A 23462-nucleotide genomic window follows, 5' to 3' on the forward strand; every position below is an offset into this window, starting at 1 on the left:
CCGCCCCCACCCCCACGTACCCGACTCCGAGGGACCGCAGGCCGTGCCTCACACCTCCTCCCACACCTCCTCCGACGCCGCTTCCCGTGCCACCTCGCGTGCCGCCTCGCACGCCGCCTCCGAAACTCCCGGCGCGTCTGCCGGGAACGGCGAGTTCGCCCCGTACGCCACCGCGGCCTGGCCCCGTCTGGTCCGCACCGCGCATCTGCTCACCGGCGACCTCCACGAGGCCGAGGATCTCGTCCGGACCACGCTGGCCCGGGTCCGTGCCCGCTGGCGGCGCATCCCGCGCGACGACGTCGACTTCTACGTACGGCGCTCCCTGGTCAGAACCCACCTCGGCCGCACGCGGAGAGGACGCGCCGCCCGTCTGCTGACGCCGTTCCTGCCCGAGCGGGCGCGCCGGGCCGTACCGGTTCCCACGGAGGCCGTCGGCCGGCGGGACGCGCTCGGCCGGGCGCTGGCCGCGCTGCCCGCGCGGCGGCGGGCCGTGATGGTGCTGCGCCACTGGGAGGGACTGGGCGAGGCCGAGATCGCGCAGCTGCTCGGCTGCTCGGCCGGCACGGTCAAGGCGCACGCCCGGCGCGGTCTGGCGGCCCTGCGCGCCCATCCCTCCCTCGCCGCCCGCCTCGCCGCCCCTTCCGTCGCCCCGCCCCCCGCCCGCCGACACCCCGTCTCCGGAGCCCGCTCATGAAACGTCACCGCAAGTTCCCGCGCCCGTCGGCCGAGTCCGAGCCGCTGCGCGAGGTGTTCGCCGAAGCCGCCTACGACGTCACCCCCTCGGCCGTGCCGCTGGCCGCCATCGAGCGCGCGGGGCGGCAGCGCAGGCGGCGGCGTACGGCCGTGGCGGCGGGGTCCGCGTGCGCGCTGCTGGTGGTCCCGCTGGCCGTGGTCGCCCTGCGCGAGGCCGTGTCCCCGGAAACGGGCGACGGGCGGGTGACATCCCCCTCCGGTCTGCCCATGGCCACGGTGCGGGTCGTGACCGCCGGCGAACGGGTCGAGGTCGCGCACGGCATCAAGATCTGGCTCACCGAGGACGGCGCGCACTGGTCCTCGCCCGCCGACTCCGGGCCGCTGTTCAGCAGTGTGAAGGAGGGCGCCGACGAGCCCGGCGTCACCGTCCAGCAGGAGGGCGCGGGAGACTGGGGGTACTTCCTCTCCGGCGTCTACCGCGGCAAGCGCGAGGCGGCACGGGTCGAGATCGAGACCACCGAGGGCCAGGTCGCCGGCACGGCCCTCACCCTCGCGGGCGGCCCGCACTGGGGAGTCTGGTACGCGATGGTGAGCGCACCGAAGCCGGTCGCCCCCGGCAGGCCCGTCGATGTGACCAGGAGAGTCACGGTGTACGACTCGGCGGGCGGGGTGACAGCGAGCACGGGGGCCGGCCTGTGAACGGCGTGAACGTGGACGCCGTGAACGCCGTGAACGCCGTGAACGGCGTGAACGCCGTGGACGCCGTAAACGCCGTGGACGCCGTGGACGCCGTGGACACGGACGGCGGCACCGACGTCGCCGTGACCCCCGATGACCACGGCAGCGGCGGCAGCCCCGGCCGCGGGCGACACAGCGCCGGTGGGCGCGGCCGGCTCATGGCGGGCCTGCGCCGCAGGCTCGTCGAGCGGCGGATCCGTATCCGTCGCACCCGCGGGCGCCGGCTGCGCCGCGCGATCGTCGTGCTGCTCGCGCTCCTCGCGAACCTCGTCGGCGCGGCCGTGGTGGCGTACCACCTGACGAAGATCCCCGAGCCGCACCCGGAGACGGCCATGCAGAGCACGGTCTTCGTCGACGACCACGGCGACTACCTGGGCCGGCGCGGCCCCGTGGACCGGCAGGAGATCCCGCTCTCGCAGGTCCCCCGGTATGTGCAGGAGGCGGTGATCGCGGCGGAGAACCGGTCCTTCCGCACGGACACCGGGATCTCCCCGAAGGCGATCGCCCGGGCGGCCTGGTCGACGGTGAGCGGCGGCGGCCGGCAGGGCGGCTCCACGATCACCCAGCAGTACGTGAAGAACGCCCTGCTCAGCCCGCAGCAGTCGCTGTCCCGCAAGGCGCGCGAGGCCTTGATCTCGATCAAGCTGGACCGCACCCGTTCGAAGGACGAGATCCTGCAGGGCTACCTCAACACGGTGTACTTCGGCCGGGGCGCGGCCGGCATCCAGTCCGCCGCCCGGAACTACTTCGGCGTCGACGCCAAGGACCTCACGGTGAGCCAGGGCGCGGCGCTCGCGTCCGTCATCAACATTCCCTCGTACTACGAGAAGGCCGGCTCCGACCCGAAGGTGACGGCCAAGCTGGTGGACCGCTGGGAGTGGGTGCTGGACGCGATGGCGCACAGCGGCGCGATCACGTCCGCGCAGCGGGCCGCGGCCCGTTTCCCGGCCTTCCGTTTCTATCCGCCGGGCGACACGGACGGCCAGCGCCAGTACCTCATCGACGCGGCCGCCTCGGAGGCCGCCGACCGGCTCGGCATCACCGAGGACCAGCTCGCCCGCGGTGGCTACACGGTCCGTACGACCTTCGACCTGACGGCGCAGGACGCGACGGCGGAGCTGGCGGCCGACGGCGCCGACAAGAGGACCGGGGAGAAGACGGCCGAGGAGAAGGCAGGCGGGGGGAAGAGGACCGGGGTGAAACCGGCCGGGGACGTCCGGGTCCACACGGCCGTGGTCGCGCTGGTCCCCGGCGACGGCGCGGTCCGCGTGCTGTACGGCGGGGCGGACTACGCCAGTCAGCCCTTCAACGACGCGCGGGACGGAGCGGTGGAGGCGGGCACCGCGCTCCAGCCGTTCTCCGGCATGAGGCTGCTCGCCCCCCTCACGGACCTCATCCGCACCGCGGCCCCGACCCCGCTCCGGCTCGCCTCCGCGTACGCCACGGCGGCGGCGCACGGCGTCTACGCCACGCCGTACACGGTCGCGAAGATCACCCGCGCGGGCCGCACCCTCTACGAGGCCCACCCCCGCACCCGTACGGCCATGACACGCGCCGACGCGGGGATGATCACCAAGTTCCTGTACGGCCGGCCGGACGCGCTCCCGGCCACCCACACCGGCGCCGCGGGCCTGCGCACGCTCTGGCAGACGACCTACGACGAACACCTCACCCTCACCGTCGCTCTCTTCGCGGAACACCCGGCCAAGGGCAAGAAGGCGGCCCTGCCCGCACCCCTCCCGTACACGGCGGGGAACCGTTCGCTGTCCGTCTCCGCGGGCGTCTGGTCCAAGATCGTCGGCGCCACCGAAGGCCACGATCCGGCTGCGGAACCAAATCCGGGGCTTCCAACCGGCCAAACAAAGCCCATACTGGCTACACGATGACGAAACCCTCCGCGCCCCGGCGCCACCTGCCCACCAGCCCCTTCGCCGCCCCGGTCGTCCCCGTGGCCAAGGAATTCAGCCTCGGAGACCGGGTCTCCCACGACCAGTTCGGCCTGGGCACGATCATCGGCGTCGAAGAGGGCATCGCCATGCTCGTCGACTTCGGTTCCCGCCAGGCCCGCATCCTCAGCCCCTACACCCGGATGGACCGGCTCTGACGCACGTCACGAGCCCACACCTCGCGACCGCGCACGTCACGAACGGCCCACTCCACTAGCCGCTCACCGCTCGTCGGCAGAGGCTGGACGTATGACCGTCCCGGCGCGTGATGACCTTCCCTTCGACGATCTCACGGACTTCGAGAACGCCGATCGGGGGTTCATCGCGGCGTTGGACCCGCCCGTGATCACCGACAGCGAGGCACAGATCGTCTACGACGGGAACGCGTACGCGTTCCTGGACGAGGAGTGCCCCGACACCGCGCACCCCAGCCTGTGGCGGCAGTCACAGTTGTGCGCGCGCCACGGCCTGTACGAGGTCACCGAGGGTGTGTACCAGGTGCGCGGCCTCGATCTCTCGAACATGACCCTCGTCGAGGGCAAGCACGGTGTGATCGTGATCGACCCGCTGATCTCGGCGGAGTGCGCCGCGGCGGCCCTCGGGCTCTACCACGAGCACCGGGGTGCACGGCCGGTGACCGGGCTCGTCTACACCCATTCCCACGTCGACCACTTCGGCGGCGCCCGCGGAGTGGTGGCGCACGGCAGCGAGAGCGGGCTGCCCGTTCTCGCGCCCGAGGGATTCCTGGAACACGCGGTCAGCGAGAGCGTCTTCGCGGGCAACGCGATGCTGCGCCGGTCGGCGTTCATGTACGGCTCCCGGCTGCCGAGGGCGCCGCGCGGCCAGATCGGTACCGGGCTCGGCACCATCACCTCCACCGGCACCGTCACGCTCATCGCCCCGAACGTGGACATCACCCGGACGGGGCAGGAGGAGACCGTCGACGGCGTGCGGTTCGTCTTCCAGCTCACGCCCGGGACCGAGGCGCCCGCCGAGATGAACTTCCTGCTCCCCGAGCAGCGCGCCCTGTGCGTGGCCGAGAACGCCAGCCACACCCTGCACAACGTGCTCACCCTGCGCGGGGCCCCGGTCCGCGACGCGCACGTGTGGGCCCGCTATCTCGACGAGACGATCGACGTGTTCGGTGACACCTACGACGTGGCGTTCGCCTCCCACCACTGGCCGATCTGGGGCCGGGCGAACGTCGTCAGGTTCCTCGGCGAACAGCGGGACCTGTACGCCTACCTGCACGACCAGACCCTCCGCATGCTCAACCGGGGCCTGACCGGCACCGAGATCGCCGAGGAACTGCTGCTGCCGCCCGCCCTGGAGAGGGCCTGGCACGCCCGCGGCTACTACGGCTCGGTCAGCCACAACGTCAAGGCCGTCTACCAGCGGTACATGGGCTGGTACGACGGCAACCCCGCCCACCTCTGGGAGCATCCGCCGGTCGAACTCGGGCGGCGGTACGTGGAGTTGGCGGGCGGCCAGACGGAGACCCTGGTCAAGGCGCGGGCGTACATCGACGCCGGCGACCTGCGGTTCGCCGCCACCCTCCTCAACCACCTGGTGTTCGCCGACCCGTCGAACAACGCCGCGAAGGACACCCTCGCGGGCGTCTACGAACGGCTCGGGTACGGCGCGGAGAACGGGACCTGGCGCAACGCCTACCTCACGGCCGCCCTGGAACTGCGCGCGGGCACCGCCGACATCCCCGTCGACACCACGAGCCCCGAACTGACGTCCGCGCTCACCGTGAGCATGCTCCTCGACTCGCTCGCCGTGCGGATCGAGGGCCCCCGCGCCTGGAACGAACACCTCACCCTCGACCTCGTCGTCATCGACGAGCAGCGCCGCCATCGAGTCAACCTCCACAACGGCGCCCTCACGCACCGCGCCATGCCGGTCCACCACACCCCGAAGCCCCACGCGGACCTGACCCTGACCCTCACCCGCCCGGAACTGCTCGGGGTCGTGACGGGCCGGGGCCTCGCGGGCATCGAGTCGGACGGCGACACCACCGTGCTGGCCCGGCTGCTCTCGTACGTCTCCGAGCCGGACAAGGCGTTCCCGATCGTGACGCCGTAAAGGCCCCGGGAGGGCGTACGGGGAAAACCGTTCGACAGGTCCGGTTCCCCCCGGTGAGGATCCCCGCTGTGACAGACAACGCTGCAAGAGACAAGTCGGTGCGGTTCGTCGAGCTGTCGAGCACGGCCATGACAGCCCTGCTGGACTCCGACCTCGACCGGGCCGGTGCCGAGGTGGGGGCCGAACTCACCGAGTACTTCCTCAGCGACAGCGCGCGCTGGCTCTGGCGCTACCGGCTGAACCAGCTGGCCTCGCGCCCCGAGTGCGCGGGATGGCTGGCCAAGGTCGTGGTCGCCGAACCGGAGGGTACGGTCGTCGGCCACGCCGGGTTCCACGGGCCGCCGGACGAGGCGGGCATGGTGGAGATCGGTTACTCCGTGGACCCCGGCCACCGCCGCCGGGGCTACGCACGGGCGATCCTGGCCGCCTTGATGCGCCGGGCCGCCGCCGATGCCCGGGTCCGGACCATACGGGTGACGATCAGCCCGGACAACGCCGCGTCCCTGGCCACGATCGCCGGGTTCGGCTTCACGGAGGTCGGCGAGCAGTGGGACGAGGAGGACGGCCTCGAAACCATCTTCGAGATCCCCGCCTCCGAGATATCCGCCTCCGAGGCACCTGTCGGGGGGTCCGCGCACTACCGCCGCGCGTAGGGGTTCTCCGGCTTCCTCGCCCCCGCCGCCCCTACCCTCCCCCAAGCTCTCGGCTTCGCTCGAACAGGGGGGACCCTCATCATCCCAGGGGGCTGCGCCCCCAGACCCCCTGTCGGTCTGAACGGCCTCGTCCTCAAACGCCGGACGGGCTGAATGGCGCGGGCCGGGGTGGGTGGGGTGCGGCCTTCGGCCTTGTCCTCAAGCGCCGGACGGGGCGAGGCTTTTGGGGGCGTGAGGAACTGCGCGAGCAGCCCCCACCGGCCCGCGGCCGAGGAATCCCCCCGGGGGCGCGGGAAACTAACTGCGCGAGCGGGTCCATTACAGCGGGGGCTGGGCCGGGGGAACTAACTGCGCGAGCGGGTCCGTTACAGCGGGGGCTGGGCCGGGGCCGGGCCCAGGGTGGTGGTGCCGGGGGCCGTCCGGTGGCCAAGACCCGTGCGGTAGGCGTCGAGCGCCGCCTCGACCCGCCCCGTACGGCGCAACAGGTCCCCGAGGAGCCGGCACAGGTCGGCGAGATCCCCCGCCGCCCCCGCCCGCTCAAGAAGACTCAGCGCCCGCACGTAGTGCTCCTCGGCGGACTCCGTGTCCCGGGCGTCCTCGGCGATGATGCCGAGCAGTCGGTGCGCACCGGCCGAGTGCACGGCACCGCGCTCGGGACTGAGGTCACCGAGCACCTCGTGGAGGAGGACGGCGGCCTCGGCCGACTTCCCGCGCCGGTGCAGTACGTCCGCGAGCTCCACGTTGACCTGGCTCGTGTACAGGGCGGCGCGCTTCGCGGAGAGCATCGCCTGCGCCTCCCGCAACTCGCCCTCCGCCCGTTCCAGTTCCCCGTTCTGGACGTACAAGTAGCCACGCATCCAGTGACAGTTGGCGAGCTCGGTACGGATCTGGAGCTGCCGGTAGAGCTCGGAGGCCTTGGCGAGGGAGGCGTCGGCCTCGGCGACCCGGCCCTCGGCGATCATCGTGCGGGCGACGGAGCGGTGCATCCGGGCGACGAGGGCCGGATCAGCCACCTGGGGCGCCAGGGCGAGCGCGAACTCCGCGGCCTGGGCGGCCCGCGCATGGGCGCCCATGTCCATGTACGGGGCGATGACGCCCGTGTAGAGGAGCAGCAGTGCGTCCGGGTCGTGCATCCCGGTGCGGTTGAGCTCGTCGAGGGTGGACTCGAACAGATAGCAGGCGTAGCGGAGTTCACCGGCGAGGTAGTGGGACACGGCCCGGCCGCGCAGGGCGGGCACCCGGTTCGGGAGGGGCGCGTCGCCGAGGCGCTGTTCCGAGGCCTCGAAACGTTCCCGCGCGGTCTGGAGGTCCCCGGTCTCCAGGGCGCATTCGCCGAGCCCGAGCAGCGCCGCGGCCTGCTCGGCGACGAGCCCGTGCGCGTCCGACTCCGCGAGGAGCGCGGCGTACTGCTCCGCCGCGACCTCCGCCTCGCCGGTGGCGAGCGTGCGCTGGGCGTCGGTGAGCCGCAGCCGCAGGTCGGTTGCGAGGTGGGCGGGACGCCCGGTCGCGATCTCCTCGTACGCCACCCCGAGCCGCTCGGCGATGTGCCGCAGCGCGGGCTCGGAGGCCCGCACCCGCCCGGCCTCCAGGGTGGAGATGTACGCGGGCGTGTACGCCGGTTCCGCCAACTGCTTCTGCGTCAGCCCGCGTTCCGTACGCAACTGCTGAACCCTGCGCCCGATGACCTCCGGGCCGTCACGCTCCGCCATGGATTAAGCATGCCATTAACCCGACTTACACTCGGCCAACTTTTGACTATTGTCCAACTCCCCTTGCGCCCCTTGCCCTTTGATGCTTCGAACCCCTACGTTAAGCGGCGGATTAAGCCTGCTTAATACGCCGCTGTTGTTGCGAGGTCGCCATGCTCCGACGTATTTCCGCGCGCTACTTCAGAGGTTTCGGTGCCGCCGTCGTCGCCGTCGCCGCCCTGGTCCTGGCAGCGAACGCCGGCCCCGCCCGGGCGGCCGAAGCCACCACCCCGCACTCCCAGAACCACACCGGCCACGCGGTGGCCATGCGGTAAGACCGGCCGCCGACGGGAACTCCCCCGTCCCGTCGGCGGCCCTTACGCTGGCCCCGTGATCTCGCCTGCCGCACGCATCGCACTGGACCTCACCGCCGAGCTCCCGGTTCCCGGCCTGGAGGACTTCTACCGGGACCTGCACCGGCACCCGGAGCTGTCGATGCGGGAACACCGGACGGCCGCCGCGCTCGCCGACCGGCTGCGCACGTCCGGGTTCGAGACGGTCACCGGCGTCGGCGGCACCGGAGTCGTCGGTGTCCTGCGCAACGGGCCCGGGCCGACCGTGCTGCTGCGCGCCGACATGGACGCCCTGCCGGTGCGGGAGGAGACCGGACTGCCGTACGCCTCCCAGGCGCCCGGCGTGATGCACGCCTGCGGGCACGATCTGCACGTCACCTGGCTGGCGGGCGCGGCCCGGGCGCTCGCCGCCGGACGCGACACCTGGTCCGGCACGCTCCTCGTGCTCGGGCAGCCCGCCGAGGAGACCGGCGAGGGCGCGTCGGGGATGGTCGCGGACGGACTGTACGAGAGGTTCCCGCGGCCGGACGTCCTGCTCGCCCAGCACGCGGCCCCCGGACCCACCGGGCTGTACGCCCACTCGCCCGGACTGATCATGTCCGCCTCCACCGACGTGGACATCGTCGTGCACGGGCGGGGCGGGCACGGTTCGCGTCCGGAGTCGACCGTCGATCCGGTCGTCACCGCCGCGTACCTCGTGACGCGGCTCCAGACCGTCGTCAGCAGGGAGATCGCGGCGCGCGAGTCGGCCGTGCTGAGCGTGGGACGGATCGAGGCGGGCACCCGGCACAACATCATCCCCGCCGAGGCCCGGATCGCCCTCAACATCCGTACGCAGTCGGACGAGGTCCGTGAACGGATGATCGCGGCGATCCGGCGGATCGCGGCGGGCGAGTGCCTGGCCGCCGGCTGCCCGCGCGAGCCCGACGTCGTCGTCGGCAACAGCTTCCCGGTCACCGTCAACGACCCGGAGACCGACCGCCGGGTCGCGGCCGTGCACGGCGAGGTCTTCGGCGCCGGGACGATCCTCGACCCGGGCCCGGCGATGGGCAGCGAGGACTTCCCCCGGCTCGCGGACGGGAAGATCCCGTACTCCTACTGGTTCGTGACCAGCACCCCGGCCGAGGTGTGGGACGCGGCCCCGGGCGACGACCTCATGGAGAAGTTCGCGGCCGTGCCCAGCAATCACAGCCCGCACTTCGCGCCCGACCTGGCGACGGTCGCGCCGGGCGTGCGGACGCTGGTGTCGGGCGCGCTCGCGTATCTCGTCAGCCCGGAAGTGCCTTCCTGAGCTCCTTGTCCAGTTCGGCGGCCAACTCCGCGTCGCCCGGCGGGTCGTCGCTGAACAACCTGCCCAGCTCGGTGGCGAACGTCTGGGTGAACGCGCCGTACAGGGGGGTGCGGGGGCGCTGGACGGCACGCCGGAGCGCGGGGAGCAGGATCGTACGGGCGTACGCGGGGCGCCCGTGGTCGTCGCGCGGCATGCGGTCGGCGCTCTCGCCGGAGGGCGAGGCCGACGGGGAAGCGGCTCCTGGTGTCCTCGCCACGCCGCAGGTCACGTCGTCGGCCGTGTACGCCGACTCGCGGGTGGCCGCGAACCCCGCGTCGAGCAGACAGCGTTCGCTCTCCCTGTTGGTGAGGAACCGTATCAAATCCCGCGCTTTGCCCTCCTGTTGGGACGATCCGGCCAGCGCCAGATTCTGTCCGCCGAGCACCGCCCGGCCGGGCAGCGGAGCGACGCCGAGCTGCGCCTCGCTCAGGGACTGGTGCAGGGTGCGGTAGGCGTAGGGCCAGTGCCGCAGGAACGCCGTACGCCCGTCCGCGAAGTCGGTGAGCGACTCGCCCTCGTCCGAGCGGACCGCGTCCCCGAGCGTGTACGCGCCCTGGGTGCGGGCGCGCAGCTCCGCGAGGCCGTCCGTCAGCTGCTGGACGGTGGCGGTGTAACGGCCGTCCTCGTCGGTGAGGCCGGCGCCGTCCATGGCGGACAGGAACGCCTCGATCCCGTTGACGGTGCGGCCCTCGTACGGGCCGAGCTGGGTGGTCCAGCCCTTCTCGTAGCCCTTCGGCCGCGACCGGCCCGGCGCCTCGACGGCGTCGGTGAGGTCCCGCAGCTGCCGCCAGGCGATCCCCTTGCTCAGGTCGGTGTCCTGGACGTGTGCCTGCTTGAGGTAGTCCCGGCGGTAGTAGAGCAGCCCGACGTCGCTGTTGAAGGGGACGGCGTAGAGCTTGTCGCCCCAACGGGCCGTGCTCGCCACCGACTTGATGACGTCCGCGTCGACCAGGGCGTCCGGCAGCGGGCGGATGAGGTGCGCGGCGGCGAACTCCGGCACCCAGGTGACGTCCAGGTTGACGACGTCGTACTGGGCGCTGCCGGACTGGAGCGCGCCGAGCAGCTGGCTGCGCTGCTGGTCGGCGGAGCCCGGGAGTTCGACCAGGCGGGCGTGGACGTCGCTGTGTTCCCTGTCCTGCCGGGCGTTCCACGCGTCGATGAGCTGCTGGCGGATGCCACCCTTGCCGGTCACGTCCCGCCCGCTGGCCACGACGATGTCCCCGGAGGCGCCGGGGGAGACCGTGGCGCCGGGTCCGGACGGGCCGCCACCGGTGCAGGCGGTCAGCAGGAGAGCGAGGGCCAGCCCGTATCCGTAGACCCGCCCGTGGAGCCGCCCGTGGAGCCGCCCGTGGAGCCGCCCGTGGAGCCGTCCGTATACCCGTCCGTGGCCCCGCCCGTATGTCCGCCGCCGTCGCCGCATCACTCGTCCCCCGTTCCGGTGCGCGCGACCTCGTCCCGCAGGCCCGCCACGAGGTCGCCCTTGGTGTCCAGGCAGCGCCCGCCGCTCGCGTCGGAGATCCGCTGGTCGGGCCTGCCCTTGGCGCAGCCGCCACTGTCGAGGGCCGCCATGACCACCGGGACGCCCTTGGTCCGGGCCGAGGTGAGCAGTTCGTCCAAGTGGCCTTTCGCCGTGAGGTGGTTGTCGTCCTCGTCGTCCGTGAGGAAGACGATCAGCTCGGGGCGGTCGTCGTCCTTGCCCTTCTGGGCCATGGTGTCCAGCGCCGCCTTCAGCGCGCCGTACGGGTCGGCCTCCGCGTCCTTGACCGCGGCCCGGTCGAGGGCCCGCTCGGCGTCGCGGCGCTTGTGGGGTCCGAAGGACAGCAGTTCGGCGTACGGGCTGCGGCCCGGGGAGGCCACGGACCAGACGCCGTACTCGTCCTGTGCGCCGAGTCCCCCGAGGGACTGCTTGAGGATGCCGGGGGCACCGCCGGGCCCCTGCCACAGGCCGGCCATCGAGCCGGAGCTGTCCAGCAGGAAGAGCACCCGGCCGGGGCCCTTGGCGTTGCGGTACTGGTTCAGGGCCGTGTCCATCGCCTCGGCGCCCGCGGCCCCGGCGGGCCGGCCGGGGTCGGCGATCAGACCGTTGGCCGAGTCGTGGGCCGCGAGGAAGGCGCGGGCGCCGGAAGGGGCGCGGAAGCCGTCCTGCCCGAAGACCGTGAGACCGGTGCCCGTGAGCCAGTCGTGGAAGCGGCGTACCGCGTCGTCCCGGGCCGCCTCGTCGCTGTCGCCGCCCGTCCAGCGGACGCGGACGAAGGTGGGGGTGAGGCCCGGGACGTCGTCGGGGTACTCGGCCATCCGCGGGGTGCGCGTCGTCCGGTCGCAGCCGACCCCGCTCACCATCAGGAACTCCGGCACGAGGGCCGCGGTGCTCCGGTCGGTGTCCGCGTTGTCGGGCAGGGCGCACAGCAGGTCGGCGGCGGTGGGCGCGGGCGGTCCGGTCTGGGCCACGCTCTCCTCCGCCCGGCCCACGTCGGCCTTGCCCGGGCCGTAGAGGCCGACCGTGGCCAGCAGCGCGGAGTCGGTGTACTCCGGGTCCGGGCGCCGCATGGAGGCGGTCTTGTCGCGGCGCGCCAGCTTCGCCCGCAGGCCCGCGAGCGAGTCGCCGGTCCGGTCGCGCACCGAGTCCTCGGCGATGGCCTGCGGCAGCGACAGCACCATCGGGGAGTACGCGAACGGCGTCGCGTCCGGCTCCAGCGTCACGTAGGTCCGCGCCACCCCGGAGGCGCGCGCCCTGGCCGCGGTCGCGAGCGTGCCCGGGATCCAGATGTCCGGCTGGGGCCCGATGTCGCGCTGCGGGTCGGTGTCGTCGCTCACCGGCCGTTGCCAGGGGTCCGACTGGTCGCGCAGGCCTGCCACCACGGCCGCCGAGCCCGCGCCGTACACCGTGATCCCACTGCGCCGGCAGCCGACGCCCGTGGTGTTCGCCGCCGACGTGAGATAGGCGTCGGCCGCCTTGCGCACGGTGGATTCGAGATCGGGATCCGTGAGCAGCCGCAGCTCCACGGGCGGGCCGCAGGCGGACCGGTCGGAGGCCGCGTTGTCGACGACGAAGTAGCCGACGAGACCGAGGGCGGCGGTGAGGACGAGGAGGACGACCGTGACACGGCGGGCCGGGGGCCCGCCCCGGGGCCGGTTCGAGGCGGGAGCCGAGGGCCGGAGCGCGCCCGCGCCCACGGCCCCGGACCATGACCGCGCCGCCGCCGCACGCACCCGGGCCACGAAAGCGCGCTGCCGACGGCGACCGGGCGTGGGGCGGCTCACCGCCCCCGCTCCGACGGCCGCCGCCGTGGAACCGACGGGTCTCCCGGCCCCCGCCCGGACCCCCAGCACCACGTCCGCCGGAGGGTTCTCCGTGCGGCTCTGCGGTTCCCAGGGTTCTCCGCGTTCGGTCCGGTGGTGGGTGGACATGTAGGTCCTGAGCGCCTCCGCGAGGGCCAGGAAGTGAACCTCGTCGCCCTGCCCCTCGCCCTCCTGATTCTCGATCCCCGACGTCAGCAGTTCCACCAGCCGGGCGGTGAACGGGGTGGGGGTGTCGGCGTCGCCCGCGTCGATGCGGTTGTTGGCCTGCACGCTCATCAGCACCGAAACGCGCCGTCGGACGTCCGGGCGCTCCACGGCCTCCCACACCCGGGCGGCGTTGCCCGCGTTGCAGCAGTCGAGGACGACCACGATCCGCTCCGCGTGGCTGTTGGCGAGGATGCGCAGCACGTTGGTGAACCGGGCCGCGCCCTCGAACCCCGCCGTCTCGCCCCGGACGACCTCCGCGTCGCGCATCTGCAGCCACAGTTCGTCGCCCGCGCTGGGCACGGCGCCGTGTCCGGCGAAGTAGAGCAGGAGCAGCCCCTCGGCGGAGTCGGCGGCCGCGCGCAGGGCGTGGCGGAAGTCGGCCAGCCGCGGCGAGCGCGCGACGGTGATCTCCAGGGGCCGCAGGACTCCGCCCCGCTCCAGGGCCCGTACGAGCACGGCGAGGTTGTGGGCGACGGCGGGCAGCCGGCCCGGGACGCCGTCGCGGTGCTTCGGCCGCGTGAACTCGTACTCGGACACACCGACCAGCAGCGCCCGGTTCACCTTTCCCCGCGGGTCGAAGCGGTCCACCCGGCTACCTCTCGTCGGGGCCCAGGGGATCGACACGGGCCTCCGGCGGATCGCCGTTCTCCACGGAGCCGCGGTTGTCGCTCCAGGCCCGCACCGCGCTCTTGACCTGTGCGAGCAGCTCTTTGAAGAGCGTCTCCGCGCCCGCCCCGATCAGCACCAGCACGATGTCCATGCCGACACCCATGGGCGTGCCCTGCTCATCGGTCCCGGCGCGCTCCTCGATCCTGAGATCGCCCCGCTTGACCAGCTGCTCCAGCGGCCTCTCCCGCTCCAGCCACTTCTTCAGGGCGCCGACATCGCTGTCGCTCGCCGTCCCGTCCAGACGCACGCGGATGGCCCGGGCTGCCACACCCTCCCCCTCAGCAGTCATGACTCACCATCATGGCACCGGAGTTGACGCCGGGGGAGGCTCTCGACAGGGACGGAACGGCACGCCCACGCGTTTCTTCGGGCGGAAGTCCTCGACGGCGATGGTGTCATGATCGCGGACGACCTGCTTGGCCCATTTTCGGCCGGTGTCCTGGCGCGGCCGGGCGACCTTCTTGTGCAGCTTCGCCGTCAGCTTCTTCGCTGTCCGGTAGCCCTTGGAGGCGGCCTGCCCGGCCTTGGGCTTACGCCCGGCCGTCATCCGCTGATACCCGGTGAGTTTCGCGGCGGCCTTCCGCCCGTGCTCGACGTGAGGAAGGTCGTGGGTGTCGCTGGTGGTAATCGCGGTCTCCTTCCCCCCCCAGTCGATACCCAGCACGTTGCCGGTCTCCGGCAGCGGCTGGACTTCGGTTGCCACGACGAACGAGGCGTACCAGTGGCCGAGGCTGTCACGGTGGACACGCACGGACGACGGGTCGGCAGGAAGGTCTCGCGACCACACCACCGTCACGCCGATACCGCCCGCGAGGTGCAGGCGCCCGTCCTCGAGCCGGAAACCGTTGCGGTTGTAGTTCAGGCTCGGGTCGGCCAGGGACTTCTTCTTGTACTTCGGCATCCCCGCCCGCTGCCGCATCGGCAGCCGGGCCTTGATGTCCTTCAACGCCTTGGCGCGGGACTTGCCGAAGTCCCGGATGATCTGCTGCTGCTGAACACTGCTGCCCTCACACAGCCACGCATTGTGGGTGCGGGCCTCGGTCGGCATCTTGTCCAGCCGCGCCGGACCGCACTTCTCCTCGTCCCGGTGGGCCTTCTTGGACCGGGCGCAGCATTCGTTCCAGATCCACCGGCACCGGTCCCACTCGCCCAGCAGCGCCGTGAGCGCGGTGGATGCCGGCCAACGCCCGCACCCACACCCCGCCCGGCACCACCACCACGCTGGGGCTCGGCACGGAGGACGACCACCGGGTCATCGAGGTGACGGACGACGGGCCGGGGGTGCCGGACGCGCTGCGGGCCAGGATCTTCGACCGGTTCGTACGGGGCGAGGGCGCGAGCGCGGTCGGTGGCGGGAGTACGGGCAGCGGGCTCGGGCTCGGCATCGTCGCGGCGATCGCGGCGGCGCACGGCGGCACGGTGACGCTCGAACCCTCCGGCCGCGGCGCCTGGTTCAGGGTCAGACTGCCCGCCGGGCCCTGAACCCGAGGATCACACCTGCGCCTGGAGTCTGCTGAGGTGCCGCTGTACGTGGTCCAGGGCGCCCTGCCGGCGTCCGGGCACGCGCAGCCTCAACTCGGCGAGTGCCGAGCCCAGTTCGACGGCACGTGCGGAGTCGCCGATCTGCCCCCACTGGTGGTGGGCCCGGTCCACGGCCGACTCGACGGCCGGGGCGTCGGCGGGCTGGCCCGCGTCCAGCCGGTGCCCGGCGATCGCCAGCCAGGTGCGGCAGCTGCCGACCGGGTCGCCCGCGAGCATCGCCAGGTCCGCGCGGACCTCCGCCCAGTGCAGGGCCTGCTCGGAGGCGACGCCCCAGGTGCGGGCCGCCTCCTGCTCCCAGCGCGCGGCCAGTGCCGCGGCCTCGCCGTGCCGGCCCGCCCGTGCGGCGGCGGTGATCGCGGCGTGCGGGTCGGGGACCACGGGTATCCGCGCGGGAGCCGCCAGCACGATCCCCGACGGCCCGCTCTCGGCCTCGACCCGGGCCAGCGACTGCTGGTGCAGCAGCGGGAGTTCCGGCCGCCGGCCGCTGCGCAGGATCGTGGCGAGTGCCTTCATGTACGCCGGTGACGCCACCGTGCGCCGGGGCGGCGGCGGGGCGACGCGCCCGTACAGGCCGACCCCCCTGCCCGCGGTGAGGGGGCTCGTCGCGAGGTGCTCCCAGGTCTCCGCGTCGGCGTGCAGGTCGACCAGGAGCTCGGTGGTGCCCGGCGCGCGCAGCCGGAGCTCCTCGGCGATCCAGTGCCAGGGGAAGGCCGTGTAGCGGACCGTCGACGGAGTGGTGCGGGCCAGTGCGAGGTGCGGCAGGCGCTGGCGGCGGTCCAGCTGGAGCTGGCCCGTCACGAACATCGTCAGCGGGCCGGGAGCCGTGGCGGCCGCGCGCAGCCGGGTCAGCACGGCCTGCGGCTCCAACGGGTCGGCCAGTTCCACCACGTTCGCGGTGTCCGTGCCGGACAGCACGGCGGGGGACACCGCCGCGAGCACAGGGAGCACGGACGCCGCGTCCACCAGACACCCCTTGCCCACCGGTGAGGCCGCGAGGAGCAGCACGGTTCCGGGCATGGTTCCCTCCCTCCCCATCGATCACGTACGCCAGCACCGTAACCGCTGCGCCTGCGGAGGGGGGACGTCAGCCGGGCAAACGCCCGCCTATGGCTGGGTTGTGCCCCCGCCCGTGCCCTCCGGGACCACGTTCGGCGACACCACCGGATCGGGGTCCCCCCGTCGTCGTACCGCGAAGATCGTGGTGTCGTCGGCCAGATGCCCGCCGCAGTGCCGCAGTGTGCCGTCACGGACGAGTTCGACGAGGTGCTGCGGTTCGACGGTGCGCGGGTCCTTGGTCAGGGCGCGGGTCACCCGGTCGAGGAGCGGGAAGAACACGCCGTCGGCGTCGCGGGCCTCCGTCACCCCGTCCGTGACGAGGAGCAGGGTCTCGCCGGGGACCAGTACGGCGGTCAGGACGAGCGGCTGGTCGGAGGTCAGCTCGGCGAGGCCCAGCGGGAGTCCGTGGCCGGGCGGCAGGGTGCGTACACCGTCGGGCGCCACCACGAGGGGCGGCTCGTGGCCGAAGTTGACGAACTCGACGGTGTCCCGGGTGTCGTCGGGGAAGCCCACCAGGACGGCGGTGGCGAAGCGGTCGTGGTCGTCGCGGCCGACCGCCGTGCGGTAGCCGACGTGCCGGAGCATCCGCACCTCCAGACGGTCGGCGACGGTCCTCAGGAGGGGTTCGTGGTACGCCGCCTCGCGGAACGTGCCGAGCAGGGCGGCCGCCGACTCCACCGCGCCCAGCCCCTTGCCCTGCACGTCGCCGAGGAGCAGCCGGGTGCCGCGGGGGCCCGGCTGGATGTCGTAGAAGTCCCCGCCGACCCTCGCCTCGCTGTCGGCGGGGAGGTACACGGCCGCGTGGTCGAGGCCGCCCCAGCCCGGCGGCATCGGGCGCAGCACCGTGCGCCGGGTGGTCTCGGCGACGTCCATCATGTGCAGCATGCGCCGCTCGCCGCGGACCCGGACCGCACAGGCGATGACCGCGAGGACGCCGCCCACGCTGACGAGGATGAAGTCGGGAAGGCCGGTCTGGTACTGGTGCTGCCAGGACGCGTCGACCTCGACGTAGGTGACGACCGCCAGGCAGGCGAAGACCGCCGTGGTCCACACCCCGCAGATCGCCGCCGCGATGCCGGGGACGAGGACGATCCAGGAGATGATCCGGAACTCGCCGGAGGTGTTCCAGTCGGCCAGTCCGATGGCGATGAGCAGGAGCAGCGGCGGCACCCAGGCGACGCTGTGGCCGCGCAGCCGCAGCATCTTCTGCCGCTGGACGGAGTCGTCGCGCTGCTCCGGGGGCACCGGGCCGAGCAGCGGCGACAGGTCTCGGATGCGTCGCAGGGCGCCCACGTCGCCGTACCATCCGTTCCTCGTCAGTACGCCACCGACATCCGGGCGCGCGGGTGGGCGGGTGTCTCCAGCTCGTCGACGACGGCGATGGCGTAGTCCTCGGCGCTGATCCGGCTGTTTCCGTGGTCGTCGGTGAGCAGTCGGTCACCGCCGAGGCGGAAGACGCCGGTACGGGCGCCCGGGGCGATGTCGGCGGCGGGCGAGATGTACGTCCAGTCGAGGTCGTCGACCGTGCGGTAGAAGTCGAGGACGTCGCGGTGGGCGAGCGCCTCCGGCAGAACGGCCTCCGGGAAGCCGGGCTGGTCCGCGACCGCCTGTCCGGGCGCGACCTCCAGACTGCCCGCCCCGCCCACGACCACAAGCCGCCGCACCCCGGCCGCCCGGGCGGCCTCCACCAGCGCCGTGTTCAGCGCCAGAAACGGCCCCCGGGGATCCGTCCCGTCTCTCGGCGGTACGCAGGCCGAGACCACCACGTCCGCGCCCGCCACCAGCTCGGTCACCTTCGCCGTGTCCGAGGCGTCCGCGGCGGTCGCCGTGACCCCGGGGACCGGCGACTGTCCGGAGCGGCTCACCGCCAGGACCTGGTGCCCGCGCGCCGATGCCTCCGTTGCGATACGGCTGCCGATCATTCCGGTGGCGCCGAGAAGTACGACCTTCATGGAGTTCAGCGAAACACGAGGCCAAAACCCCCGCATCCCGACTTGCCAGCCACCCGCCCGGGGTGTGACCTGGAATGCGGGGCGAGGAGAGAGGAGTGCTCCCATGACTCACGCGGCACCGGTCTCGAAGGCGTCAGGGGCACGACACAGAGCGGTGACAGGCCGTACGGCGGGAACGGCGGGAATCGCGGGTTCGACATGGGCGGCGCGGACGCACCGCGCACCCGATGTCTTCGACGAGCGCACCCACGCCGTCGCGAAGTGGGCGGTTCCCGTCGTCGGCGGGCTGATCTACGGGTACTGGGCGGCGGCCAATGTGCGCGACGCCGGACCGATCACGGGCTGGAACGTCCTGTTCGGGTTCGTCTGCGCGATCGTGTTCGCGGCCGCCTACATCGGCGTGCGCATGCTGGCGCCGGTCCTGAGGCGTGAACTGCACGCGCTGGTGTGGACCGCGTTCGCGGGCATCGCGTTCGGGTTCCTCTACAGCCTGACCGGCGCTTCCGTGCTGCGCTCCACGTTCATGGCGCTGGGGGTCTCGGTGTTCGTGCTCGCGGGGAGCTTCTACCACTACTACACGCACGAGGACGCGGCGGGCCATCCGGTGAACTGACGCGGCGGCACGCTGACACAACGGCACGACATGGTGCACGAGGCCCCGGCAGACTGTCGGGGCCTCGTGCACCTCCCTCACTCACCTACCCCCTGGGACCAAGTCCCAGGAGTCCTGGGAAGAGCCGCTACAACCAGGTAACACCCGTTCGGGTGAGCTCTCCACCGGAGCGGCTTGTCGTTTGCACCCATATGGAGTCACACCGCTCGCGCCCGCCGCCCACGGGACCTTGCCTGGTGAGGTGTCCCCTCGTGTGCGCAGCACCCTGTCGGCCGTCCTGATCGCCCTCGCCTGCCTGTTCGCGCCGCTCGGCGCGCTGTCGACCTGGGCGGCGTACGGGATCGGCGACGACGAGCGCTACGCGGCCGCGATGGAGCCGCTCGCCGCCGACACGGACGTACGGGAGGCGATCGCCGCGGCCGTCACGACCGGAATCCTGCGCGAAGTCCATGTGCGGGCACCGCTCCAGGGGCCGGTGAACCACTTCGTACGGGACGCGGTGCGCTCGTTCACGCTGACACCGGCGTTCCACACGGCGTGGCAGGCGGCGAACCGGGCCGCGCACGAGGCGGTGATGCGGGCGCTGCGCAGTGACCGGGAGGAGGCCGTGACCATCGATCTCGCCCCGGTCGCCGAACAGGTCAGAAGTCAACTCGCCGGTGCTCACGTGCCGTTGGCGAACCGCATCCCCCTCGGGCACACCGAGATCACGGTGTTGCCCTCGGAGGATCTGGCCGAGCTCCGGAAGGGGTTCCACGTGCTTGAAGTCGCCGGATTCTGGCTGCCCGGCACGGCGGCCGTTCTCGCCGTGACGGGCATCCTCGTCGCGGTGTGCCGCAGACAGGCGGTGCTGGCCACCGGGCTCGGCACGGCGCTGGGCGCCGCGCTGCTCGGCGTCGCGGTGGCCGTCGGCCGCCGGCTCACCCTCGCCGACCTGCCGCCCGACGTGTCCCCCACGGCGGTGGGCGCGGTCTACGACGCCCTCACCGACACCTTGCGCCTGGTCTCCTGGGCGCTGCTCGCGCTCGGCCTCACGGTGGCGGGGACCGCCCTGCTCACGGCCGCGTACGCGCGACGTCGGCGAGTGTCCCGAGCGCCCGGGCCAGCTCCGACGGAGCCACCGACCCGAGTCCGAGCCTGACGGCGTCCGCCCCGGCCGCCGAGGCGGCCGGGGCGGCGGCGAAGGCGGAGCCCGGGGGGACCGCGATCCCGCGCGCCGCTGCCGCCGCCGTGAACGTGTCCGCCCGCCACGGCGCGGGCAGCTCCCACCAGACCTGGTACGCCCGCGGATCGGCCCGCACACGGAACCCGGCGAGGTGCTCGGCGACCAGCCCCTGCCGCAGCGCCGCGTCCGCCCGCTTGGCGGTGACCAGCCGGGAGACCGTGCCGTCGCCCAGCCAGCGCACCGCGGCCTCCAGCGCGAACCGTCCCGCGCTCCAGGCACCGGAGCGCAGCGCCGCCGCCACGTCCTCGACCCGGTCCTCGGGCACGACGAGAAAGCCGACGGTGAGGCCGGGCGCGACCCGCTTGGAGAGACTGTCGACGAGGTAGGTGCGCTCGGGTGCGTGGGCGGCGAGGGGGTCGTGGCCGGTGTGGAGGAAGGACCAGATGCGGTCCTCGACGAGCGGGAGGTCCAGGTCGCGTGCGGTGTCGGCCAGTTGCCGACGACGCGCGTCCCCCATCGTCGCGCCGGTCGGATTGTGCAGGGTGGGCTGGACGTACACGGCGGACAGCGGCGCCGAGCGGTGGGCCGCGGTGACCGCCTCGGGCCGCAGCCCTTCGTCGTCCATGGCCAGCGGTACGAGAGCGATGCCGAGCCGCGTGGCGATCTCCTTGACCAGCGGGTACGTCAGTGCCTCGACGCCGACGCGGCCGCCCGGCCGGACGAGGGAGGAGAACGCGGCGGCGATGGCCTGGCGGGCGTTGCCCGCGAAGGCCAGCCGGGACGGGGCCGGGCGCCAGTCCGGGGTGGCGAGGAGGGCGGCGGCGGCCTCGCGGGCGGCGGGCGTACCGGTGGCGGGAGCGGTGCGCAGGGACTCGGTGAGGACGTCGGGGCGCAGCAGCGGGGCGAGGGCGGGGGTGAGCAGCTCCGACTGGCCCGGTATGGAGGGGTAGTTGAGCTCCAGATTGACGAGCGGGGCCGGGGATTCGGGGGAGGGCTCGGTGAGGGCGCGTCCCGAGGGGACCTGGGCGGCCCGGACGAAGGTGCCGCGCCCGACCTCGCCGACCACCAGTCCGCGCCGCACCAGTTCGGCGTAGACGCGTCCGGCCGTCGAGCCGGCGATCCCGCGCCGTCGGGCGAACGCCCGCTGCGGGGGCAGTCGTTCGCCGGGTTTGAACCGCCCGGCGGCGATGTCGTCGGCGAGCCGGTCGGCGATGCGCCGGTAGTCGTCCACCACGTGAAGTTCCCCCTGTTCGCGTTCTGGGTCGCAGCATCGGCTCGCACTGCCCGGACTGCACTGCCCGCATCACATTGCCCGGACTGCACTGCCCGGATCGCACTGCCCGGACTGCACTGCCCGGATCGCACTGCCCGGACTGCACTGCCGCATCACACTGCCCGCATCGCACCGCCCGGACTGCACTGCCCGCATCGCACTGCCCGGACTGCACTGCCGCATCACACTGCCCAGACTGCACTGCCCGCATCACACTGCCCGGACTGCACTGCCCGCATCGCACTGCCCGGATTGCACCGAGGGCAAAGATCTTATTGCACCGAGCAGTTGACCGGACCTAGGGTCGTGACCATGGCACCCTTCCTCGCGTACGAGGACAAAGGGGGCATCGCCGAAGTCGCGGCGCTCCCTCTCGTCCTGATCCACGGACACCCTTTCGACCACACGATGTGGGCCCCCCAGATCGCCGCGTTCTCGTCGCGACGGCGCGTGATCGCTCCGGACCTGCGCGGCTACGGCGCGTCTCCGGTGGTCCCCGGCGTCACCCCCCTCGCCACCTTCGCCGAGGACATCGCGGCGCTGCTGGACGACCTCGGGGTGGACCGGTTCATCCTCGCCGGACTCTCCATGGGCGGCCAGATCGCGATGGAGTGCTACCGGCTGTTCCCGGAGCGGATCCGTGGGCTGGTGCTGGCCGACACGTTCCCGTCGGCCGAGACCCCGGAGGGCAGGAAGGCGCGCGCCGCGATGGCGGACCGGCTGCTGCGCGAGGGCATGGCCGGCTACGCCGACGAGGTGCTGTACAAGATGGTCGCGCCGTACGCGGACGCGCGGGTCGCGGCCCACGTGCGCCGCATGATGACCGCCACGCCGCCCGAGGGCGCGGCGGCGGCCCTGCGGGGACGGGCCGAGCGCCCCGACTACCGCGACCTGCTGACCCGCGTCACTGTCCCGGCCCTCGTCGTCGTGGGCGCCGACGACGAGTACACCCCGGTGCCGGACGCGGAGGCGATGCACGCGGCGCTGCCGCACTCGACGCTCAGCGTGATCGCCTCGGCGGCCCATCTGCCGAACCTGGAGCGACCGGAGGAGTTCAACGGGTCGCTGGCGGACTTCCTGGACGGGCTCGACGTCTGAGCAGACGCCCCGCCCGCCGGTGAGGGAGGATTCGGGCACCCCACGCGAGCGAGCGGAAGGCAGGCCCGGACTTGGAGACTGCGGTGACTGCCCCGGCGGGGTCCGAGGATCGGCCGACGCGGTCCGGGGGCCGACGGGCCGGGGCCTGGGCGGGCGGGCTGCTGCTGGCCGGGGTGAGCGTGGTGGTCGGGTGCCGGGTCGCGGACAGCGACGGCATCACCCCCGTGCCCCAGCTGCTCGCCTTTCTGCCGTGGCTCCTCGCGCCCACCGGCCTCGGACTCCTGCTCGCCCTGTTCGCCCGCCGACGGGTCGCGATGGTGTGGGGTGTACTGGTGCTGGGCGCGCTCGCCTGGTACATCGAGCCCTACGGCAGGACCGGTGAGCCGACCGGGAGTCCGGTCGCCGAGCTGCGGGTGATGACGTCGAACGTGCAGTTCGGACGAGGTGCCCGCGCGCTCGTCACCGCCGTCGAACGGCACCGGCCCGACCTCGTGTTCGTGGAGGAGTGCGAGTACACGTGCTCCGCCACGCTCAAGAAGGCCTTCCAGCGCCCAGGGGGCGGCTATCCGTACCGCGTGTCCGTCGAGGGCGCCGGGTCCGACGGGTCCGTGATCATCAGCCGGTTCCCGCTCGCGGTGGCGGACGGCGTACGCGGGACGATGGGGATGCCGGGGGCCGTGGCCGACGTACAGGGGCACGCCGTACGGCTCCAGCTCGCGCACCCCATGCCGCCACTGCCGGGGCAGGTCGGACTGTGGCGGCACGAGCTCGGCGGACTGCGCGACTACGCCGCCGGGGACAAGGACAGCTCCACCATCCTCGCCGGGGACTTCAACGCCTCCCAGGACCACGCCGCGTTCCGCCGCATCCTCGACACCGGACTGCGCGACAGCGCCCGCCTGGGCGGCTCCCCGCGCACCCCCAGCTGGCCCGCCCGCACCTCCCCCACCCTCGGCGCCCAGATCGACCACGTCCTCGTCTCCCGGGACTTCTCCGCGAACGCGGTCACCTTCCTCGGCATCGCCGGCAGCGACCATCGCGCGCTCCTTGTCGATATCACCCTTCACCAGCACAAATGAGTCCGGGACCGGTGGTGCG

At 73.0% G+C, this 23462-nt stretch carries 21 protein-coding genes and 1 pseudogene; 13 read left to right on the forward strand and 9 right to left on the reverse strand.

What is annotated here, in order from left to right; all coding sequences use genetic code 11:
- Positions 1-43 precede the first annotated feature (43 nt).
- From ABZ656_RS19405 to ABZ656_RS19430, 6 genes are all read left to right on the forward strand, one after another.
- Positions 44-694 (forward strand): SigE family RNA polymerase sigma factor, encoded by a 651-nt coding sequence (locus tag ABZ656_RS19405; RefSeq protein WP_101399316.1) that lies wholly within the window; start codon positions 44-46, stop codon positions 692-694.
- A complete protein-coding gene (locus tag ABZ656_RS19410) occupies positions 691-1392 on the forward strand; it encodes a hypothetical protein (RefSeq protein WP_101399315.1) in 702 nt (233 codons plus the stop codon). The genes ABZ656_RS19405 and ABZ656_RS19410 overlap by 4 nt, the downstream gene beginning before the upstream one ends.
- Before the next feature lie 20 nt (positions 1393-1412).
- Positions 1413-3317, forward strand: a complete 1905-nt coding sequence (locus ABZ656_RS19415) for a transglycosylase domain-containing protein (RefSeq protein ID WP_360269432.1) — start codon at positions 1413-1415, stop codon at positions 3315-3317.
- Positions 3314-3535 (forward strand): hypothetical protein, encoded by a 222-nt coding sequence (locus tag ABZ656_RS19420; protein WP_101399314.1) that lies wholly within the window; start codon positions 3314-3316, stop codon positions 3533-3535. Before ABZ656_RS19415 ends, ABZ656_RS19420 begins: the two co-directional genes overlap by 4 nt.
- A gap of 91 nt (positions 3536-3626) precedes the next feature.
- Positions 3627-5465, forward strand: a complete 1839-nt coding sequence (locus ABZ656_RS19425; RefSeq protein WP_360269434.1) for an alkyl sulfatase dimerization domain-containing protein — start codon at positions 3627-3629, stop codon at positions 5463-5465.
- A 128-nt stretch (positions 5466-5593) separates the two neighbouring features.
- On the forward strand, positions 5594-6118 hold the full coding sequence (locus ABZ656_RS19430) for a GNAT family N-acetyltransferase (protein ID WP_101403599.1): 525 nt from the start codon (positions 5594-5596) through the stop codon (positions 6116-6118).
- Between the two features lie 365 nt (positions 6119-6483).
- Here ABZ656_RS19430 and ABZ656_RS19435 read toward each other — a convergent pair whose 3' ends face one another.
- Positions 6484-7827: a helix-turn-helix domain-containing protein gene (locus ABZ656_RS19435; protein ID WP_360269436.1), complete on the reverse strand. Its 1344-nt coding sequence runs from the start codon at positions 7825-7827 to the stop codon at positions 6484-6486.
- A 152-nt stretch (positions 7828-7979) separates the two neighbouring features.
- Between ABZ656_RS19435 and ABZ656_RS19440 the strand changes: the two genes are divergently transcribed.
- Both ABZ656_RS19440 and ABZ656_RS19445 read left to right on the forward strand, forming a co-directional pair.
- Positions 7980-8141: a hypothetical protein gene (locus ABZ656_RS19440; RefSeq protein ID WP_180361967.1), complete on the forward strand. Its 162-nt coding sequence runs from the start codon at positions 7980-7982 to the stop codon at positions 8139-8141.
- Between the two features lie 55 nt (positions 8142-8196).
- The gene (locus ABZ656_RS19445; protein WP_101403598.1) at positions 8197-9450 is read left to right on the forward strand and encodes an amidohydrolase; all 1254 of its coding nucleotides are present in this window, start codon (positions 8197-8199) and stop codon (positions 9448-9450) included.
- Here ABZ656_RS19445 and ABZ656_RS19450 read toward each other — a convergent pair.
- From ABZ656_RS19450 to ABZ656_RS19465, 4 genes and pseudogenes are all read right to left on the reverse strand, one after another.
- The gene (locus ABZ656_RS19450) at positions 9428-10909 is read right to left on the reverse strand and encodes an extracellular solute-binding protein (protein WP_360269439.1); all 1482 of its coding nucleotides are present in this window, start codon (positions 10907-10909) and stop codon (positions 9428-9430) included. The genes ABZ656_RS19445 and ABZ656_RS19450 overlap by 23 nt on opposite strands.
- On the reverse strand, positions 10909-13584 hold the full coding sequence (locus ABZ656_RS19455; RefSeq protein WP_101399307.1) for a caspase family protein: 2676 nt from the start codon (positions 13582-13584) through the stop codon (positions 10909-10911). Before ABZ656_RS19455 ends, ABZ656_RS19450 begins: the two co-directional genes overlap by 1 nt.
- Before the next feature lie 4 nt (positions 13585-13588).
- A complete protein-coding gene (locus ABZ656_RS19460) occupies positions 13589-13954 on the reverse strand; it encodes a hypothetical protein (RefSeq protein ID WP_211179035.1) in 366 nt (121 codons plus the stop codon).
- 75 nt (positions 13955-14029) lie between these two features.
- A pseudogene (locus ABZ656_RS19465) lies at positions 14030-14821 on the reverse strand (transposase); the annotation flags it as partial.
- Positions 14822-14838: 17 nt separating this feature from the next.
- On the opposite strand from ABZ656_RS19465, the gene ABZ656_RS19470 reads away from it, so the two are divergent.
- Positions 14839-15147 (forward strand): sensor histidine kinase, encoded by a 309-nt coding sequence (locus ABZ656_RS19470; RefSeq protein WP_360269441.1) that lies wholly within the window; start codon positions 14839-14841, stop codon positions 15145-15147.
- Between the two features lie 9 nt (positions 15148-15156).
- Here the strand turns inward: ABZ656_RS19470 and ABZ656_RS19475 are convergent, their stop codons facing one another.
- The 3 genes from ABZ656_RS19475 to ABZ656_RS19485 form a co-directional block, all read right to left on the reverse strand.
- The gene (locus tag ABZ656_RS19475; RefSeq protein ID WP_360269443.1) at positions 15157-16224 is read right to left on the reverse strand and encodes a hypothetical protein; all 1068 of its coding nucleotides are present in this window, start codon (positions 16222-16224) and stop codon (positions 15157-15159) included.
- 87 nt (positions 16225-16311) lie between these two features.
- Positions 16312-17466, reverse strand: coding sequence for a PP2C family protein-serine/threonine phosphatase (locus tag ABZ656_RS19480; RefSeq protein ID WP_101403597.1), 1155 nt, complete (start codon positions 17464-17466; stop codon positions 16312-16314).
- 113 nt (positions 17467-17579) lie between these two features.
- Positions 17580-18320, reverse strand: a complete 741-nt coding sequence (locus ABZ656_RS19485; RefSeq protein ID WP_129592045.1) for an NAD(P)H-binding protein — start codon at positions 18318-18320, stop codon at positions 17580-17582.
- On the opposite strand from ABZ656_RS19485, the gene ABZ656_RS19490 reads away from it, so the two are divergent.
- Both ABZ656_RS19490 and ABZ656_RS19495 read left to right on the forward strand, forming a co-directional pair.
- The gene (locus ABZ656_RS19490) at positions 18319-18828 is read left to right on the forward strand and encodes a hypothetical protein (RefSeq protein WP_360269445.1); all 510 of its coding nucleotides are present in this window, start codon (positions 18319-18321) and stop codon (positions 18826-18828) included. The genes ABZ656_RS19485 and ABZ656_RS19490 overlap by 2 nt on opposite strands.
- 241 nt (positions 18829-19069) lie before the next feature.
- Positions 19070-19969, forward strand: a complete 900-nt coding sequence (locus ABZ656_RS19495) for a hypothetical protein (protein WP_360269447.1) — start codon at positions 19070-19072, stop codon at positions 19967-19969.
- Here ABZ656_RS19495 and ABZ656_RS19500 read toward each other — a convergent pair.
- Positions 19884-21224: a PLP-dependent aminotransferase family protein gene (locus ABZ656_RS19500; protein ID WP_360269469.1), complete on the reverse strand. Its 1341-nt coding sequence runs from the start codon at positions 21222-21224 to the stop codon at positions 19884-19886. The two genes, ABZ656_RS19495 and ABZ656_RS19500, sit on opposite strands and share 86 nt — an antisense overlap.
- Positions 21225-21578: 354 nt before the next feature.
- On the opposite strand from ABZ656_RS19500, the gene ABZ656_RS19505 reads away from it, so the two are divergent.
- Positions 21579-22364: an alpha/beta hydrolase gene (locus ABZ656_RS19505; protein WP_360269449.1), complete on the forward strand. Its 786-nt coding sequence runs from the start codon at positions 21579-21581 to the stop codon at positions 22362-22364.
- An 83-nt stretch (positions 22365-22447) separates the two neighbouring features.
- Positions 22448-23443: an endonuclease/exonuclease/phosphatase family protein gene (locus ABZ656_RS19510; RefSeq protein ID WP_360269451.1), complete on the forward strand. Its 996-nt coding sequence runs from the start codon at positions 22448-22450 to the stop codon at positions 23441-23443.
- Positions 23444-23462: the final 19 nt, after the last annotated feature.

The sequence above is a fragment of the Streptomyces sp. NPDC007095 genome, from assembly GCF_040634475.1.
In the GTDB taxonomy this organism is placed as follows: domain Bacteria; phylum Actinomycetota; class Actinomycetes; order Streptomycetales; family Streptomycetaceae; genus Streptomyces.

Bases quoted from the DNA above. Each gene is read 5' to 3' on its own strand.
- ABZ656_RS19505 (WP_360269449.1), top strand. From the start codon at position 21,579: ATGGCACCCTTCCTCGCGTACGAGGACAAAGGGGGCATCGCCGAAGTC.
- ABZ656_RS19475 (WP_360269443.1), bottom strand. From the start codon at position 16,224: ATGCCCGGAACCGTGCTGCTCCTCGCGGCCTCACCGGTGGGCAAGGGG.
- ABZ656_RS19450 (WP_360269439.1), bottom strand. From the start codon at position 10,909: ATGCGGCGACGGCGGCGGACATACGGGCGGGGCCACGGACGGGTATAC.
- ABZ656_RS19480 (WP_101403597.1), bottom strand. From the start codon at position 17,466: ATGCTGCGGCTGCGCGGCCACAGCGTCGCCTGGGTGCCGCCGCTGCTC.
- ABZ656_RS19425 (WP_360269434.1), top strand. From the start codon at position 3,627: ATGACCGTCCCGGCGCGTGATGACCTTCCCTTCGACGATCTCACGGAC.
- ABZ656_RS19485 (WP_129592045.1), bottom strand. From the start codon at position 18,320: ATGGGAGCACTCCTCTCTCCTCGCCCCGCATTCCAGGTCACACCCCGG.
- ABZ656_RS19430 (WP_101403599.1), top strand. From the start codon at position 5,594: ATGACAGCCCTGCTGGACTCCGACCTCGACCGGGCCGGTGCCGAGGTG.
- ABZ656_RS19420 (WP_101399314.1), top strand. From the start codon at position 3,314: ATGACGAAACCCTCCGCGCCCCGGCGCCACCTGCCCACCAGCCCCTTC.
- ABZ656_RS19490 (WP_360269445.1), top strand. From the start codon at position 18,319: ATGACTCACGCGGCACCGGTCTCGAAGGCGTCAGGGGCACGACACAGA.
- ABZ656_RS19460 (WP_211179035.1), bottom strand. From the start codon at position 13,954: ATGACTGCTGAGGGGGAGGGTGTGGCAGCCCGGGCCATCCGCGTGCGT.
- ABZ656_RS19410 (WP_101399315.1), top strand. From the start codon at position 691: ATGAAACGTCACCGCAAGTTCCCGCGCCCGTCGGCCGAGTCCGAGCCG.
- ABZ656_RS19440 (WP_180361967.1), top strand. From the start codon at position 7,980: ATGCTCCGACGTATTTCCGCGCGCTACTTCAGAGGTTTCGGTGCCGCC.
- ABZ656_RS19435 (WP_360269436.1), bottom strand. From the start codon at position 7,827: ATGGCGGAGCGTGACGGCCCGGAGGTCATCGGGCGCAGGGTTCAGCAG.
- ABZ656_RS19470 (WP_360269441.1), top strand. From the start codon at position 14,839: ATGCCGGCCAACGCCCGCACCCACACCCCGCCCGGCACCACCACCACG.